The sequence below is a fragment of the Gordonia alkaliphila genome, from assembly GCF_023017165.1.
GTDB lineage: Bacteria > Actinomycetota > Actinomycetes > Mycobacteriales > Mycobacteriaceae > Gordonia > Gordonia alkaliphila.
The window spans coordinates 1,989,535-2,005,940 of record NZ_JALKBW010000001.1 but is presented as its reverse complement, the minus strand read 5'-3'; the positions used below and the strand labels follow the sequence as shown (position 1 = coordinate 2,005,940).

General features: G+C 70.2%; 14 protein-coding genes. 6 read left to right on the top strand and 8 right to left on the bottom strand.

Features of this window, described 5'->3' with window-relative positions; translation table 11 throughout:
- The first annotated feature begins 56 nt into the window (after positions 1–56).
- Both MUG78_RS09010 and phoU read left to right on the top strand, forming a co-directional pair.
- Positions 57–2,240, top strand: coding sequence for an LCP family protein (locus MUG78_RS09010; RefSeq protein WP_246994019.1), 2,184 nt, complete (start codon positions 57–59; stop codon positions 2,238–2,240).
- A gap of 82 nt (positions 2,241–2,322) precedes the next feature.
- Positions 2,323–2,985 carry a phosphate signaling complex protein PhoU gene (phoU, locus tag MUG78_RS09005; RefSeq protein WP_246994017.1) on the top strand — a complete coding sequence of 221 codons (663 nt, stop codon included), beginning with the start codon at positions 2,323–2,325 and terminating at the stop codon, positions 2,983–2,985.
- Positions 2,986–3,063: 78 nt separating this feature from the next.
- Here the strand turns inward: phoU and pstB are convergent, their stop codons facing one another.
- From pstB to MUG78_RS08975, 6 genes are all read right to left on the bottom strand, one after another.
- Positions 3,064–3,840 carry a phosphate ABC transporter ATP-binding protein PstB gene (pstB, locus tag MUG78_RS09000; RefSeq protein ID WP_246994015.1) on the bottom strand — a complete coding sequence of 259 codons (777 nt, stop codon included), beginning with the start codon at positions 3,838–3,840 and terminating at the stop codon, positions 3,064–3,066.
- Positions 3,841–3,842: 2 nt separating this feature from the next.
- The gene (pstA, locus tag MUG78_RS08995; RefSeq protein ID WP_246994013.1) at positions 3,843–4,754 is read right to left on the bottom strand and encodes a phosphate ABC transporter permease PstA; all 912 of its coding nucleotides are present in this window, start codon (positions 4,752–4,754) and stop codon (positions 3,843–3,845) included.
- Between the two features lies 1 nt (position 4,755).
- Entirely contained in the window at positions 4,756–5,793 is a 1,038-nt protein-coding gene (gene pstC, locus MUG78_RS08990) for a phosphate ABC transporter permease subunit PstC (protein WP_246994011.1), read from the bottom strand.
- Positions 5,790–6,857: a phosphate ABC transporter substrate-binding protein PstS gene (pstS, locus tag MUG78_RS08985; RefSeq protein WP_246994008.1), complete on the bottom strand. Its 1,068-nt coding sequence runs from the start codon at positions 6,855–6,857 to the stop codon at positions 5,790–5,792. The genes pstC and pstS overlap by 4 nt, the downstream gene beginning before the upstream one ends.
- A 129-nt stretch (positions 6,858–6,986) precedes the next feature.
- On the bottom strand, positions 6,987–7,898 hold the full coding sequence (gene mshD, locus MUG78_RS08980) for a mycothiol synthase (protein WP_246994006.1): 912 nt from the start codon (positions 7,896–7,898) through the stop codon (positions 6,987–6,989).
- Between the two features lie 36 nt (positions 7,899–7,934).
- Positions 7,935–8,639 carry a winged helix-turn-helix domain-containing protein gene (locus tag MUG78_RS08975; RefSeq protein ID WP_246994005.1) on the bottom strand — a complete coding sequence of 235 codons (705 nt, stop codon included), beginning with the start codon at positions 8,637–8,639 and terminating at the stop codon, positions 7,935–7,937.
- A 91-nt stretch (positions 8,640–8,730) separates the two neighbouring features.
- Here MUG78_RS08975 and MUG78_RS08970 point away from each other — a divergent pair, with 91 nt between their 5' ends.
- From MUG78_RS08970 to MUG78_RS08955, 4 genes are all read left to right on the top strand, one after another.
- The gene (locus tag MUG78_RS08970; protein ID WP_246994003.1) at positions 8,731–9,612 is read left to right on the top strand and encodes an LmeA family phospholipid-binding protein; all 882 of its coding nucleotides are present in this window, start codon (positions 8,731–8,733) and stop codon (positions 9,610–9,612) included.
- Between the two features lie 154 nt (positions 9,613–9,766).
- Positions 9,767–10,594: a sulfurtransferase gene (locus tag MUG78_RS08965; protein ID WP_246994001.1), complete on the top strand. Its 828-nt coding sequence runs from the start codon at positions 9,767–9,769 to the stop codon at positions 10,592–10,594.
- Between the two features lie 18 nt (positions 10,595–10,612).
- Positions 10,613–10,918, top strand: coding sequence for a DUF1416 domain-containing protein (locus MUG78_RS08960; RefSeq protein WP_246993999.1), 306 nt, complete (start codon positions 10,613–10,615; stop codon positions 10,916–10,918).
- A gap of 264 nt (positions 10,919–11,182) precedes the next feature.
- Complete coding sequence (locus MUG78_RS08955) at positions 11,183–11,800, top strand: heme-binding beta-barrel domain-containing protein (RefSeq protein WP_246993997.1); 618 nt, start codon at positions 11,183–11,185, stop codon at positions 11,798–11,800.
- Between the two features lie 66 nt (positions 11,801–11,866).
- Here MUG78_RS08955 and cydC read toward each other — a convergent pair whose 3' ends face one another.
- Together cydC and cydD are read right to left on the bottom strand one after the other, a co-directional pair.
- Positions 11,867–14,686 (bottom strand): thiol reductant ABC exporter subunit CydC, encoded by a 2,820-nt coding sequence (gene cydC, locus MUG78_RS18490; protein WP_246993995.1) that lies wholly within the window; start codon positions 14,684–14,686, stop codon positions 11,867–11,869.
- Positions 14,676–16,403, bottom strand: coding sequence for a thiol reductant ABC exporter subunit CydD (gene cydD, locus MUG78_RS08945; RefSeq protein ID WP_246993993.1), 1,728 nt, complete (start codon positions 16,401–16,403; stop codon positions 14,676–14,678). Before cydD ends, cydC begins: the two co-directional genes overlap by 11 nt.
- Between the last annotated feature and the right edge of the window lie 3 nt (positions 16,404–16,406).

The window sequence follows — 16,406 nt, the reverse complement described above, 5'->3', positions numbered from 1 at the left end:
TCAGTTGCGCCCATTACGATGTGCCCAGCCTCTGAACCAGCCAGTAAGGACCACCTGTGACTTCGAACGAACCACCCGGCACGCCGCCGGAGCCCCCCGCGGGGCCTGCGCGGCGTTCCCGGCGGGCGAGTCGGACGTCGCAGTCGTACGATTTCCAGAGCCGCTTCGGCGATCCGACCGCCGACGACTCGTCGGAGATCTCCGGCCTGCGCGAACCGGCGCACCGGGAACGCTCGGTCCCCGGCCGGGGCCGCCTGACCGTCCGTCAACTGATGGACGAGATGGGCATGCAGAGCCCTCCGGCGACCCCCGGGTCGCCCGCCGACCCGATCCCCGGGGACGACACCGTGACCCAGGCGCTGCCGACGTTCCGTCGCCCGCAGCCGCCGGTGGATCTGTCCGAGGCCGCCACCGCTGAGCGCTCCCAGGCCGAATCTCGCAATCAGGCCGAATCTCGCAGCCCGGCGACGCCGACTCCGCCCGCTCCTCCGAGCGGACCCGAGACCCCGAGAAACCCCGAGACCCCGAGCGGTCCCGAGCATGCGTCCGGCCCCGCCGACGCCGAGCCCGCCGACGACGACGCCGAGGCCTCCGCGCCCCGGGCGCGCAAGCGCCGCAGCCGCCCGTTGGAGCCGACCCCCGACCTCACCGACGTCGTCACGCGCCTCCGGTCGCGTCGCCGCAAGTCCTCCACCGCCGCGAAGGCACCGGTCAGCGGACGCCGGCTCGCCCAGCAGAGCGGCCGCGTGCTGGTGGCCCTCGTCTGTGTCCTGACCCTGGTCGGCACCGGCTACATGTGGAACCTCAAGCGCGGGTGGAACGGCAGCTGGAACAACGTCGCCGCCGTCGACGGCAACGACCCGAACATCCGGGACAAGGATGCGCAGTACGGCGACGAGACCTACCTGATCGTCGGCACCGACTCGCGTTCCGGCAAGAACGCCAAGATCGGCGGCGGTGACGAGACCTCCATCGAGGGCAGTCGCGCCGACACCATCCTGCTGGTGAACATCCCCGCCGACCGCAGTCGGGTGGTCGCCGTGTCGTGGCCGCGCGACCTGCAGGTGGATCGCCCCGAATGCCAGTCGTGGAATCCGGCGACCGGCGAGTACGCCGGCGACCTCTATCCGGCGACCAACGTGAAGCTCAACAGCGTGTACGCCGACGGCGGACCGTCGTGCATGGTCAAGACGCTTACTCAGATGAGCGGCCTGCACATCAACCACTTCATCGCGATGGACTTCGAGGGCTTCGAGAAGGTCGTCAACGTGATCGGCGGGGTCAACGTGTGCTCCACCGTCCCCCTGTACGACTACGAGCTCGGCTACATCCTCCGCAAGGCCGGCACCAAGAAGCTCACGGGCCGGCGCGCCCTCAACTACGTGCGCGCCCGCAACATCTCGGCCGAGGGCAACGGCGACTACGGCCGTATCAAGCGCCAGCAGCTGTTCCTGTCGTCCCTGCTGCGATCCACGCTGTCCTCGGACGTGCTCTCGAACCCCAGCAAGCTGAACAAGATCGTCAAGACGTTCATCGAGTACTCGACGGTCGACGGCGTCGACACCGACTCGCTGATTCAGCTCGCCGACTCGATGCAGGGCGTCGAAGCCGGCCGGGTCACCTTCCTCACCATCCCGACGTCGGGTACCAGCGTCGACGGCGAGAACAACGAGATTCCGCGGACCGAGGACATCGACGCGATCTTCAACGCGATCATCAACGACAAGCCCCTCCCGGGCGAGAAAAAGGAGTCGAAGTCCACGTCGTCGTCGGCCGCCCCGAAGCCCGCCCCGACCAAGGCGCCGAGCACCAGCAGCCCGGCCGAGGCCACCGCGCAGTACCCGGGCAACGTCTCGGTCCGCGTGCTCAACGGCTCCGGCCAGACCGGCGTGGCCACCGCGGTGATGAATCTACTGATCGCCCAGGGATTCAACGTTCCGGGCGTCGCCGACGCGTCGAGCAACCGCTCCGACACCGTGGTGCGCTACGGCGCCGGTGAGCGCGACTCGGCGGTCACCATCGCCCAGATGTTCCCGGGTGCCCGGATCCAGGAGGACGCCACCGTGAAGGTGGGCGTCGAGATCATCCTGGGCGAGGACTTCGGCGGCACCACCACGATGACCGAAGCCCCCACCCCGGGCAGCACCATCTCGGCCGCGCAGCTCCCGAAGTCCGACTCGGTGTCCGAGCTGCCGAACGACCTCTCGGTGACCAACGCCGGCGACACCACCTGCAGCTGACCGGTCAGGCGTCAGCGACTGTTCACGCCGCCTTCACCCGCACGTCCGCGACCCTCCGAGCCGCAGACGTACCATTGGCCGCATGCGGGATGCCTATCAGGAGCAGATGGTCGCGCTCAACGCGCTGCTCGGCGAGATGTGTGACACTGTCGGCCGCGAGATGGAGAGCGCGACGCAAGCGCTGCTCGACGCCGACCTCGAACGAGCCGAACAGGTGATCAGCGACCACGACGGTTTCGCCGCGCGTTCGGCCGAGGCCGAGGAGATGGCCTTCGAACTCCTCGCCCTGCAGGCGCCGGTGGCCGCCGACCTGCGCAACATCGTCGGCGGCTTCCAGCTCGTCGCCGAGATCGACCGGATGGGCGCGCTGGCCCTGCACGTGGCGAAGGTCGCCCGCCGCCGCCACCCGGCCCGGGTGCTGCCCGAGGAGGTGGCCGGCTACTTCGTGGAGATGGGTCGGCTGGCCGTCGAACTGGCGCACAGCGCCCACCACGTGCTGCAGAGTCAGAACCCCGAAGACGCGTTGACGCTCCTGGAGGACGACGACGCGATGGACGACCTGCACCGTCACCTGTTCACCGTGATGATGGACCGCGACTGGCAGCACGGCGTCACCTCCGCGGTCGATGTGACGCTGCTCGGCCGCTACTACGAGCGCTTCGCCGACCACGCCGTCTCCATCGCCCGCCGCGTCGTGTTCCAGGCCACCGGCAAGACCCCGGAGCAGCTCAAGGAAGCCAGCTGACCGGCTGCTACCCCACCACAGACACCAATAGGAAAGACCCCGGCGCGCACGCCGGGGTCTTTCGCTTATCTCGGGGGTTCAGCCGAAGCGGCCGGAGATGTAGTCCTCGGTCTCCTTGCGCTGCGGGTTGGAGAAGATGTCGACGGTGGCGCCGACCTCCACCAGCTGACCGGGCTGTCCGACGTCCTCCAGGTTGAAGAAGGCCGTCTGGTCGCTGACGCGGGCGGCCTGCTGCATGTTGTGGGTCACGATGACGATCGTGTAGTCCTTCTTCAGCTCGGCGATGAGGTCCTCGATCGCCAGCGTGGAGATGGGGTCCAGCGCCGAGCAGGGCTCGTCCATGAGCAGCACCTGCGGGGACACCGCGATGGCCCGGGCGATGCACAGCCGCTGCTGCTGGCCGCCGGACAGCGCGCCGCCGGGCTTGTTGAGGCGGTCCTTCACCTCGTTCCACAGATTGGCGCCGCGCAGGCTCTGCTCGGCCACCTCGTCCAGGCGCTTGCGGTCGCGCACGCCGGCCAGCTTGAGACCGGCCACCACGTTGTCGCGGATCGACATGGTCGGGAACGGGTTGGCACGCTGAAAGACCATGCCGACCGTGGTGCGTACGCCCACCGGGTCGACGTCCTTGCCGTACAGGTCCAGGTCGTCGAGCATCACCGAACCGGTGGCGTAGGCCCGCGGGGTCACCTCGTGCATGCGGTTGAGGGTGCGCAGCACCGTAGACTTGCCGCAGCCGGACGGCCCGATGAAGGCGGTCACCGACTTGGGCGCGATCTTCAGCGAGACGTCTTTGACGGCGTGGAAGTCGCCGTAGTAGATGTTCAGGTCTTCCAGGGTGAGGCTCTTGGCCATGATCAGCTTCTTTCTGTGCGCGGGCCGGTGAAGGCGGCCAGCAGACGGGCCGCCACGTAGACGATCGCGACCGCGATGACGAGGGTGAGTGCGGAGCCCCAGACGGTTTCGTAGCCGCTCGGCCCGCTGTTGTACTCCTGCAGCATCTGCAGGGGCAGCGACTGCTGGTTACCGACGAACGGATTGACATTCATCGCGCGGGTGGCACCGACCAGGATCAGGACGGGTGCCGATTCGCCCATCACGCGGGCCACCGCCAGCATGATGCCGGTGATGATGCCGCTCATCGCGGTCGGCAGGACCACCCGCAGGATGGTCTTCCACTTGGGCACGCCGAGCGCGTACGACGCTTCCCGCAGTTCGCGCGGGACGATCTTGAGCATCTCCTCGGTGGCCCGCACCACCAGCGGAATCATCAGCAGGACCAGGGCGAGGGCGACGACGAAGCCCGACCGCGGCAGATCCAGCGTGGTGCGCCAGACCGCGTAGACGAAGAGGGCCGCCACGATCGACGGCACGCCGGCCAGGACGTCGACCATGAAGGTGGTGACCTTCACCAGTCGGCCGCCCGCGTCGGCGTACTCCACCAGGTAGATGGCGACGAGGATGCCGAGCGGGATGGCGATGACCGCGGCCAGCGCCGTCTGCATCAGGGTGCCGACGATGGCATTGGCCGCACCGCCGTAGCGCTCGGACCGCAGCCACCAGTCCGGGTCGAGGATCGGGCCGATGCCGCGGGAGACGAGGGTGTACACCAGCCACCCGAGCGGCAGCAGCGCCAGCACCACCGACAGCGTGACCGCGACCCGGGCCACACTGTCGGTCGCGCTGCGCCGCTTGGAGGTGCGGGTGAGGCGGAGGTCGGTCGGCGGCGCGGGGCGGTCGAGTACCGAGCCCGTGGATTCACTGTTCATGTCAGGACTTCCGGGTGATGACGCTGCGCGCGGCGGCGTTCACGATGAAGGTCAGCACGAAGAGCACCAGACCCGCCGAGATGAAGGCGCCGGTCTTCACCGGCGAATCAAACTCGGCGGCGTTGTTGGCGATCGTCGTGGCGAAGGTCTGCCCGCTCTCGAGCAGGTTGAAGTTGATCGGCCCGACCGTCGAGATGATGAGCATCAGGGCCATCGTCTCGCCGAGCGCACGCCCCAGGCCCAGCATGGAGCCCGAGAGGTAGCCGGAGAAACCGAAGGGCAGCACCGCCGTCCGCACCACTTCCCACTTGGTGGCGCCGAGGGCCAGCGCCGCCTCGCGGTGTGCGCGCGGGGTCTGCACGAAGACCTCGCGGGTCACCGCGGTGATCACCGGCAGGATCATCACGGCCAGCACGATGCCCGCGGTGAGCAGAGTGCCGCCGGTGGACATATTGGCCGCGTTCGACGGTTCGGCGAAGAACGGCAGGAAGCCGAGGTTGTCGACCAACCACTGGTTGGGGCCGACCATCGCCGGCCCGAGCACCAGGATGCCCCACAGGCCGTACACGATCGACGGCACGGCGGCGAGCAGGTCGACGATGTACGCGACCGGTCCGGCGATCCGCCGCGGGGCGTACTCGGTGACGAACAGCGCGATGCCCAACGCCACCGGCATGGCGATCGCCAGCGCGATCACCGAGACCAGCACGGTGGCGTAGAACTGCGGCGCGATGCCGAACTTCAGGTCGCTACCGGAGACCACCCACGGCCCGGTGTAGGTGAAGAAGTTCTCGGTGTTCTTCAACAGTGCGGGCACGGCCTGCAGGAGCAGGAACAGCGCGATCAGGCCGATGGCGGCCGACACGAGCAGTCCGGCACCGGTGGCCAGCGTCGCCATGATCCGATCGCCGAACCGCGAGACCGCGGTCAACGCGCCCGACGGCCCGTTCGACGGAGGCGTCGGCGCCGACGGCTCGGGCCGCCCGCCGATCGATGCGGTGGTGACCGGCGGGTTCACGGTGGTCTCCGGGGCGGTCACAGCGCGTCGATCGTGCCGCGCAGGGTGGCCGAGTAGGCCTGCGGCAGCGGCACGAAGCCCAGTTCCTCGAGGCCGGTCTGACCCTTCTCGAGGATGGTGGTGAAGGCCGACTTCATCGCGGGTCCGAGGTCGGCGTTGTCGTAGCCGGCCGAGCACACCACCGAGTACGGGGTGAGCAGCAGCGGGTAGGCGCCTTCCTTGGACATCGAGTACAGCGCGTCGGTGTTCACCACGAGGTTCTTGCTGCCCGGCTCGGCGAAGGTGACGCCGTCGAGGGCGCTGGCCGCCGAACGCGCGGTGAGCTCGGTGGGTCCGGCGCCGAAGTCGATGGCCGCCACCCTCAGGTCGTTCTCGGTGGCGAAGCCCCACTCGACGTAGGTGACGCTGCCCGCGGTCTTCTTCACGGTGTCGCCGACGCCGGTCGACTTGGCCGCGCCCGAGCCGCCCTTGCCCGCCCACTCCTTGGAGTGCTCGTACGGCCAGTCCTGCGGCGCCGCGTCCTGCAGGTAGCGGGTGAAGTTGTCGGTGGTGCCCGAGCTGTCCGAGCGGTGCACCGGCACGATCGCCAGGTCCGGCAGCGCGACGCCCGGGTTGAGGGCGGCGACCTTCGGGTCGTTCCACTTGGCGATCTTCGAGTCGAAGATCTGCGCCAGCACGGCGGCGTTGAGGTTCAGCTTGTCCACGCCGGGCAGGTTGTAGGCGATTGCGACCGGGCCGACGACCATCGGCAGGTGCCAGGCGTCGTTGCCGCCGCAGCGCTCCTTGGCCTGCGCGATCTCGTCGCCCTTCAGCGGCGAGTCGGTACCGGCGAAGTCGACGTCGCCGGCGAGGAACTTCTTCACACCGGCGCCGGAGCCGGAGCCGGTGTAGTCGAGGATGGACCCGCCTTCGTCGGTGAGGACGTCGGCGAAGTGCGTCATCGCCTTCTGCTGCGCGGTGGAACCTTCCCCGGTGATGGTGGTGGAGTCGGAGCCACCGCCACAGGCGGTCAGCACGAGGCCGGCGGCCAGGGCCGCGGACACGACGGCGGTGGTACGAGCGGCGGGCTTAAAAATCGCAGACATGCGAGGGCAGACCTTTCGATTGCTTCGTCAACAAGGCGAAGCTATCGACGCTCGGTGAGATCGAGCCGTCGCGAAGGTGAAGCGCATCCAAACAGCTGACACCGGGCAGGCGAACCTGCTAAGCAGACCTCAGCGGTAGGCGACGTCGATCGCGTGCGAGCGGAAGCCGAGTCCACGGTAGGTGGCGAGCGCGGCGACGTTGTCGCCCTCGACGTACAGTTCCACCTCGCTCATGCCCTGGTGAGCCAGGTGATGCAGGCCCACCAGGGTGAGCAGCGAGCCGAGCCCGCGGCCCTGCTGATCAGGGTCGACGCCCACCACGTAGACCTCGCCCAGGCCGGTGGCCGGGTCGGCGATCTTGGTCCAGTGGAAGCCCAGCAGGCGGCTCGGGTCGGCGACGTCGAAGGCCAGGAACAGTCCGGCCGGATCGAACCAGTCCGCCGACGTCCGATCGTCGATCTGCTGCTGCCCCCAGCCGCCCTGCTCCGGATGCCAGCTGAAGGCGGCGTTGTTCACGCGCAGCAGTTCGGCGTCGTCGGCGGGTCCGGCGTAGGTACGCACCGCGACGTCGTCGCGCTCGGGTACCGGCGGCAGCGGCACCGCCGACGCATCAGCGGGCGGCAGACCGCGGCGCAGCTGCAGCAGTTCGCGCACCCGCTCCAAGCCCAGGTTGCGAGCCAGCCCGGAGGCAGCCGGCAGGTCCCCGTGCGCCCACATCTGCGGGGCGACGCCGCCTGCCGCGTGTCGGGCCTCTCCGAGGGCCGCCGCCACCAGCAGCGCGCCCTCGCCGTTGCCCCGGAACTCCGGATCCACCACGGCCTCCACCGCGCCCCCGCCCGCGGGCGGCAGCACGATGCCGGCGTAGCCGTGTTCGGAGCGCATGTGGAGGGCGTCGGCGGCGTCGAGCGCCAGCCGGAACTGTTCGGAGAGCGGCTCCACCCCGTCGTGGGCGGCGGCCCGGCGTAGCAGGTCGTCGACGGCCGAGCGGTCGGCGGCGCTCAGCGCGCCGTGCAGGAGGCGAGGTGCGGCGTGGTCGGTCATCGTTTCACCGTAACCCGCGGACGCCTCTCCGGCAGGTCACCCCACGTCGTCGACGTCGCCCGAGTCCGGGTCGCCGTCGCGGCTGCGGGCCGGCCGCACCGCCTTGTAGCCGACGTTGCGAACGGTGCCGATGAGCGCCTCGTGGTCGCTGCCGAGCTTCGCGCGCAACCGTCGGACGTGCACGTCGACGGTTCGGGTGCCGCCGAAGAAGTCGTAGCCCCACACCTCGTGCAGCAGCTGCGCCCGGGTGAACACCCGCCCCGCGTTCTGCGCCAGATACTTGAGGAGCTCGAACTCCTTGTAGGTCAGGTCGATGGGCCGCCCGCGCAGCCGGGCGGTGTAGGTGGCCTCGTCGATCACCAGTTCACCGAGGGTCACCAGATCGGTCTGCTCGTCGCCGCCGCCGCCCCGTGCGGCCAGCAGCCGCAGTCGCGCGTCGAGTTCGGCCGGACCGGTCTCCGGCAGCAGGAAGTCGTCGATCCCCCACTCCGCGGTCACCGCGACCAGTCCGCCTTCGGTGACGACCGCGCCCAGCAGTGCGCGACCGCCGTGCAGCAGTCGACACAGGCCGCGGGCCGCCGCCAGATCGCGCCGGGCATCGACCAGCACCACTTCGGCGTCGTCGACGTCGACCAGCGACGACGTGTCCGCCGGCAGGATGCGCACGCGGTGCGGGAGGAGAGAAAGGGAGGGCAGCACCGCTTCCGCGGAGGCCTCTGGGGTCAGCAATAACAAGTCCACTACCACTCCGATCGCGAGGTGGTCTTCGTTGTGGGCTGTCGATCGACGCTGGCCGCAGCACCTGGTTCTTACCAATGACACAATAGCGGCAATGGCTTCCTCGTCTCGCATCCCCGGGTCCGTGCGCGGTCGGCGCACGGCGGCGTGGACCGTGGTGGCCGTCGTCGCACTGCTGGTGATCGCCGTTCTCGGCGACCTGCTGGCCGCCTCCCGCGCCGAGCACCGGCTGGCGCGCGCACTGCTGGCCTCCCCGACCCTCGACTACGAGCCGAACGTCATGTTCAGCGGTTTCCCGTTCCTCCCGTCGGCCGCCGGCGGCGAGTACTCGCTGGTGCACATCAGCGCCGGCGGCGCGCCGATCGAGGGCTGCGCCGACCGCGGTCACTGCACGGCGACCCTCGACGCCGACCTGCACGACGCGGTACTCGGCGACGTGTGGGAGATGTCGGCGACCTCGCCGATCTCCTTCGATCGGCTCACCGCCGAGACCCGCATCGACTCGGTGAACCTGGGTCGGCTGATGAACATCGTCGACCTCTACCTCAACACCCCCGCCCCGGAAGGCGAGGTGGGCGGCGGCGGTCCCGGCGGCACCCTGGCCGAGCGCACCGACGGCATCCTGGTGAGCGGGACGGTGCCGCTGCCCGGTTCGCCCGCCCGGGACGGCAAGTACCCGCCGTCGGCCGACGAATACCGCTTCCCCAAGGTCAAGGTGAGCGTCTCCGCGCGCGTGGAACTGGTCGACGGCCGGATCCGCATCGAGGCGACCGACTTCTACACCGGACCCGAAGAGCACTTCGCCGCCGACGTTCCGGCGGAGTTTGGCTCACACGTACTTAAACTCTTTTCCACGACGCTCCCGATTCTGCCCCTCGCCTGGGACACGCCGCCGACCAGCACTTTCTCCCGCGGAAGTGACCTGATTCTGGCCGGCGAGCGGTCCGCCGGGACCGTCGAGCCCCGCGGCTTCTGAATCGTCGAACCGGCGATCGGCCGGAGCTGTTGTAGTTTCGACAACATGCACAGAGAGCCGTGATCCACACCGCCTTCTCTGCGCTCCTCCCCCTAGACCCGATGGGTACTTCGTCGTACCCGAATACCGCAGGAATACCGAAAGGATTGTGCACATGGCACGTTCAGATGTGCTGGTCAGCGCCGAGTGGGCGCAGGAGAACCTGACCAACCCCGACGTCGTGTTCGTCGAGGTCGACGAGGACACCTCCATCTACGACCTCAACCACATTCCGGGCGCCGTGCGCCTCGACTGGCGCCAGGATCTGCAGGATCCGGTGCGCCGCGACTTCCTCGACGCCGAGGCCTTCGGCAAGCTCCTGGGCGAGCGCGGTATCGGCAACGACGACATCGTGGTGCTCTACGGCGGCAACAACAACTGGTTCGCCGCGTACGCCTACTGGTACTTCAAGATCTACGGCCACCGCGACGTCCGCCTGCTCGACGGCGGCCGCAAGAAGTGGGAGCTCGACGGCCGCCCGCTCGACGGCGAGACCGTGAGCCGCCCGGCCACCACCTACACCGCGGCCCCGGCCGACTCCTCGATCCGCGCCTTCCGCGACGAGGTCGTCGAGTCGATCGGCGTGAAGAACCTGGTCGACGTCCGCAGCCCGGACGAGTTCTCCGGCAAGATCGCCGCTCCGGCGCACCTGCCGCAGGAACAGGCGCAGCAGCGCGGCCACGTCCCCACCGCCATCAACATCCCGTGGTCGACCACCGCGAACGAGGACGGCACCTTCAAGAGCGACGACGAGCTGACCGCTCTCTACGCGGCCAAGGGCTTCGACGACGGCAAGGAGACCATCGCCTACTGCCGTATCGGCGAGCGCTCCAGCCACACCTGGTTCGTCCTGCAGGAACTGCTGGGCAAGAAGAACGTCAAGAACTACGACGGCAGCTGGGTCGAGTACGGCTCCCTCGTCGGCGTCCCGGTCGAGATCTGAGCAAAGGAACCAACTGATATGTGTGCAGCACCCAAGCAGGGCCAGAACATCCCGGCCGGCGTCGACGTGGAGAAGGAGACCGTCCTGACCGGACAGGTCGTCGACGGCGGCGGCACCCCGGTGTCCGGCGCCTTCGTCCGACTGCTCGACTCGACCGGCGAGTTCACCGCCGAAGTGGTGGCCTCGGCCACCGGCGACTTCCGGTTCTTCGCCGCCCCCGGCACCTGGACGCTCCGCGCGCTCAGTGCCCAGGGCAACGGCGACGTGACCATCGCCCCCGACGCGCCGGGCATCCACAGCCAGGATGTCGCCGTCGCGCGGTAATCTCGCGTCACAGACTCCCGCTCCTCGAGCGGATCTCGAAGACCCGGATCCCGTCTGCCTTCCGCAGGCGGGATTCGGTGCATCCCGGACCCCGCACACCGAGGGTGGTGTGCGCCATAACGCACCCGGTCGGGTCGGTTGATCCACGCGCGCGGGGTATCATGAGCGCGTGGTTATCTTCTTCGAGGTTCTTCTGTGGGCAGCCTCCGTGCTGATCATCTGGTTCGCGCTGTACACCCTCTACCGTCTGGTCAACGACGAGTCATGACTCGCTCGGGTAACGAGGCCATCGCCGACGCCGAGCAGCGCGCCGCCGAGACCGGGGACAAGAACGTCCCCGCCGTCGGCGACCTTCCGCTGCCGATCGACACGGCGAACCTGCGCCTCGGTCCCGACCTGCACCCGGGCCTGCTGGCCCTGCTGCCGATGGTGGGCGTCTGGGAGGGCGAGGGCGAGGGCCATCACCCGCTGACCCACGACGACTACCGCTTCGGGCAGCAGATCATCGTCAGCCACGACGGCGGCAACTACCTGTGCTGGCAGTCGCGGTCCTGGGTGATCGATGAAGACGGCGCCTACGTCCGTCCGGATCTGCGCGAGACCGGCTTCTGGCGCATCGGCGAAGACGACACCATCGAACTGATGCTGACGCACGCCGAGGGCTCCATCGAGCTGTACTACGGCCGGCCGCTCAACCAGACGTCGTGGAATCTGACCACCGACGTCACCATCCGCACCGAGACCGGCCAGCACACCGGCGCCGCGAAGCGCCTGTACGGCCTGGTGCCCGACGGCGATCTGGCCTATGTCGAGGAACGCCTCGACGGCGAGGGTGAACTGACCCCCCGCCTGTCGGCGAAGCTCAGCCGCGTCATCGGCTGAGCCGCCCCTTCTCTTTCTCTGCTCGTCCTGCGCCGGGTTCGTTCTGCGCTAGCGCCCCGTGTTGCGTCAGATGGTCACCATGCGGTGGGTCTGCGCCGGGGCGCGTCGACCGCGGATGGCGATCAACTCGCGCGCATGCCGATCTAGCGCCACATCGCCGGGCAGCTGCGGCACCCACGGACGCACCGTCGTCGCATCCCCGTTCTCGTCCAGCGCGGCCAGCACGGTGAGGCTGTGCGCGGCCAGGCGCGCGGCCTGGGCGCCCTCCCGCGGCCAGAACGCGCGGACGTCGACGGCGATGTGCAGGGTCTGCAGGCCGGTGTGGATCAGCCGCGCCGACAACTCCACCACTTGGCCGATCTGAATGGGCCGGTAGAAGCGCACCCCGCCCATGTACGCGGTGGCCACCTCCCCCGCGCACCAGCGCACCCCGCACAGGTAGGCGGCGTCGTCGATCCAATTCATCACCCGGCCGCCGTGCGCCTTCCCGCCCCAGTTCACGTCCGTGGGCGCGGCCAGGAACCGGGTGCCGGTCTCCAGCGCCGCCGTCGGCGCCGCGTAGTCGGCCTGCTCCATCGCCGCGGCGATCGCCGAGCGCACCTGCGACCGCTGCTGCGCGTACTCGCTGCGGGCCACGTCGGCGGCCCGCATGGGTGCCCACTGTCGTACCGGGGTGGGCGCGCCGTCGGCGTCGACGGCCACGAACACCAGCAGACAGGAACTGGCCGGCGCGAAGGTACCCACCCGCGGATCGGCCGAGGACACGGTGCACTCGATGTGCATGGAACTGGTGCCGGTGTAGATCAGCGTCGCGGTGACCTCCACCAGGTCGCCCGAGGAGATGTCCCGCCCGAAGCTGATGTTGCCGACGTACGCCGTCACGCTGTAGCCGCCCGACCAGGCCGCCGCACACGCGTAGGCGGCCTTGTCGACCCACTCCAGGATGCGGCCGCCCCGGACGCCGCCGCCGAGGGTGGCGACGTCGGTGGGGGCGGCCAGGAAACGCAGGGTGATCTGGCGATCGGTGATGGGCACGGGGAACCTCCTGAGTCGACTGCACCCATGCTGAACCCTGCCGCGATCGCACAGCGCGGCGGCTCCGCGGCGTGCGCACCCGGTGATCGGCGCGCAACCCGCGGACACGCCGCGGTCAATCCGCCCGCCCCCGGGCGACGGGCTACTGGCGGCCGCCGCGGTGAGGCTGAGCAGGCGTGCGCCGGCCGCTCCGGCGGCGACGGCGTGCTGGTGGGTCACCATCACCACCACCCGCTCCGGGCCGAAGAGGGCGTCGTCGCCGGTGGAGCAGATCCGTTCCACCATCACCCGGGCGTCCTCGATGTCGAGGTGCTCGGCGGGCTCGTCGAGCAGCACGATCGGCGCCGGATGCAGCAGCGCGCGCGCCACCAGCAGTCGACGACGCTGACCGCCGGACAGGGCCGAACCGCCGCCGGTGAGATCGGTGTCGAGGCCCTCGGGCAGACCCTCGACCCACGCCCACAGCCCGACGTCCTCCAGCGCGGCGCGCACCTGCGCGTCGGTCGCATCGCCGCGGGCCACCAGCAGGTTCTCCCGCACCGAGGTGGAGAACAGGTGCGCCTCCTCGGCGAAGTAGCAGGTGCTCTCGCGCAGGCCGACCGGTGCACCGCCGGGATGGTCGGCCGCCACGGTGCCGCCGAGCGGCTCCAGCAGTCCGGCCACCGTCAGCAACAGCGACGACTTGCCGATGCCGCTCGGGCCCACCACCACGAGGCGCTCGCCCGGCTGCAGGTCCAGGCGCAGGCCGTCGTCCGGGCCGAGCGGGCGGTCCCAACCCCACTGCAGGTCCCGGACGTGCAGCGCCGCCGGCGCCGAATCGATCACCGGGTCGACGGTCTCCTCGGCCCCGGCGGTCGCGGCGCCGTCGATCAGACCCATCACCCGGGCCGCGGCCTGTCGTCCGCGCTGCCACGCGACGGCGGCCTCGGTGAGCGGGCCGGTCATCTCGAACGAGGACAGCGGCAGCAGCACCAGGATGCCGAACAGCATGGGGGTGAACGCGGTGTCCTCCGACGAGACGTTCATCAGCGAACCGCTCAGCCCGGTGGCGAGGTCGACGGCGATCAGCGCGGCCGCCACCACGCTCACGCCCAGTGCCAGCGGCGTGGCCGAGGTACCGGCCACCTGCCAGGCCGCGCCGGAGTCGGTCGCCTTCGCCGCGCGCCGGTCGGCCGCGCGCAGGTCGTCGAGCACGGCCTGTCGTCGGCCGGCGACGGCGAGCTCCGGTCCGTGCCACAGCAGGGTCGTGGACTCGGCGGCCACGTCCTCGCGGGCGCGGGCGCTGCGATGCAGGACCAGCGCCGAGCCGCGGGCGGCGAGCCACGGCGCCACCACGCCGCTGACGATCAACGCGATCGCCAGGATCAGGGCGGCCAGCGGCGAGACCATCGCCATGATGGCGACCGCGGCCACCGACGTCACGGCACCGACGGCCATCGGGATGAGGCCGCGGATCACGGCGTTGCCGATGTCGTCGACGTCGTCGGCGGTGCGGGCCAGCAGCTGCGACTGCCGCATGCTCACCGAGTAAGCGGGGGCGCCGCCGGCCAGCGCGCGGTAGATCGTGGTGCGCGCCGAGGCCATCGCGCCGAGCGCGGTGTCGTGGGTGGCGAGCCGCTCCAGGTAGCGGAACAGGGCGCGGGAGATACCCAGCGCACGCACGCCGGTCACCGCGACCGACAAGTACAGCACCGGCGGCATCTGCCAGGCGCGGGTGATCAGCCAGGCCGACAGCGCTGCCAGCCCGAGCGCGGCGAGCGCACCGGCGACGCCGAAGAACACCGAGACCGCGACCGGTCGGGCCCCCAGGCCCACGAAGCGGAGTGCCCGCAGCAGCGGATCACGCGACACCGCTGACTCCTTCCAGTTCCACGATCTGATCGGCCGCGCCCAGGGCGACGGCGTGGTGGGCCACCATCACGACGGTCGCGCCGTCGCGCGCCCGCTGCGCGATGGCCGCCAACACGGCGTCCTCGCTGTCGGCGTCCAGGTGCGCGGTGGGCTCGTCGAGCAGCAGCAGCGGCGCGGGCGCCGCCAGCACGCGGGCCAGGGCCAGCCGCTGTCGCTGGCCCGCCGAGAGGCCTGCGCCGCCGGCGCCGAGCAGGGTGTCGTAGCCGTCCGGCAGCTCCGCCAGCACTGCGTCGAAGCCGCTGGCGCGGCAGGCCGCGGCCAGGTTCTCGTCGTCCGCGGCGCCGAACAGGGCGAGGTTGTCGCGCACCGTGCCGGGCACCACCACCGGCTGCTGCGGCAGCCAGGCGATCTGCGCGCGGTAGGCGTCCAGGTCCACCTCGTCCAGCGGCACCCCGGCCACCGTGACCGCGCCGGCATCCGGCCGCAGCAGACCGAGCACCACGGCGAGCACGGACGACTTGCCGCTGCCGTTGGGTCCGGTGAGGACGTTCACCGCGCCCGGCTGCACCCGCGCGGTGAGCGCCCGCGGGGCCCAGCCGTCGCGGTCGTGCACGCCGACGCCGTCGATCTCGATGGCCGCACCGGCGAGGTCGACGACGGCACCGGACCGTCCGTCGCGACGCTGCGCGGCGTCGTCGTCGGGCGCCTCGATGAAGGCGAGGATCTCCCGGGAGGCGGTCATGCCGTCTTCGGAGTTGTGGAACTGCGCGCCCACGCGGCGCAGCGGCAGGTAGGCCTCCGGCGCCAGGATCAGCGCCAGCACGCCCGCGTACAGGCTCATGTCGCCGAAGACCAGGCGCAGACCGATGCTCACCGCGACCAGGGCGACGCTGAGCGTGGCGATCAGTTCCAGCGCGGTGCCGGACAGGAAGGCCACGCGCAGCGAGCCCATGGTGGTCTTGCGCAAGTTCTGACCGAGTCGGTCCACCCGCTCCGCCGGCGACTGCGCCCGCCCGAGCGCCCGCAGGGTGGGCAGCCCGGTCAGCAGATCCATCAGCTGGCTGGTGAGCGCGCTCATCGACTCGAGCTTGCGTTCGGTGCGGTCGCGGGTCAGCAGCCCGATCAGCACCATGAACACCGGGATCAGCGGGATGGTGATGAAGATGATCACGGCGGAGGTGAAGTCGACCCAGGCGATCACCACCACGATCACCGGAGTGATGATGATCGTCGCGAGCAGCGCGGGCAGGTAACCGGCGAAGTAGTCGACCAGGCTGTCCAGGCCGCGCAGCGCGACGGTCACCGCGCGCTCGCGCACGGTCAGCAGGGTGCGCGGGGAGGTGTGCACCGGGTCGGTGAGCCGGTCCAGCGCCTGCGCGCGCAGTTCAGCGATCGCGCCCAGTGCGGCACGGTGCGCGTAGCGTCCGGCGACGTAGTCGAGCGCGACCCGCACGGCGAGCGCCGCCGCCAGCACCCACAGGTGGGTGGCCTGCGCCGCGAACGTCCGCTTGCTCGGATCGGTAATGAGTTCGGCCAGCAGCCCGGCCAGGGCCACCGCGGCCACCAGCATGGCGACCACCGTCGCCGCCTGGAAGACGGCGGTGACGATCACGTACCACCGCGCCGACGGCGAGTATTTGAGCAGACGCGGATCCAGCGGGGGCCGTCGGGCCCCCGCTGGATCGGTCTGGTCGGGCGCCGCTGCAGTGTCAGCCACGCC

Bases quoted from the DNA above. Each gene is read 5' to 3' on its own strand.
- phoU (WP_246994017.1), top strand. From the start codon at position 2,323: ATGCGGGATGCCTATCAGGAGCAGATGGTCGCGCTCAACGCGCTGCTC.
- pstB (WP_246994015.1), bottom strand. From the start codon at position 3,840: ATGGCCAAGAGCCTCACCCTGGAAGACCTGAACATCTACTACGGCGAC.
- pstA (WP_246994013.1), bottom strand. From the start codon at position 4,754: ATGAACAGTGAATCCACGGGCTCGGTACTCGACCGCCCCGCGCCGCCG.
- pstS (WP_246994008.1), bottom strand. From the start codon at position 6,857: ATGTCTGCGATTTTTAAGCCCGCCGCTCGTACCACCGCCGTCGTGTCC.
- mshD (WP_246994006.1), bottom strand. From the start codon at position 7,898: ATGACCGACCACGCCGCACCTCGCCTCCTGCACGGCGCGCTGAGCGCC.
- MUG78_RS08970 (WP_246994003.1), top strand. From the start codon at position 8,731: ATGGCTTCCTCGTCTCGCATCCCCGGGTCCGTGCGCGGTCGGCGCACG.
- MUG78_RS08965 (WP_246994001.1), top strand. From the start codon at position 9,767: ATGGCACGTTCAGATGTGCTGGTCAGCGCCGAGTGGGCGCAGGAGAAC.
- MUG78_RS08960 (WP_246993999.1), top strand. From the start codon at position 10,613: ATGTGTGCAGCACCCAAGCAGGGCCAGAACATCCCGGCCGGCGTCGAC.
- MUG78_RS08955 (WP_246993997.1), top strand. From the start codon at position 11,183: ATGACTCGCTCGGGTAACGAGGCCATCGCCGACGCCGAGCAGCGCGCC.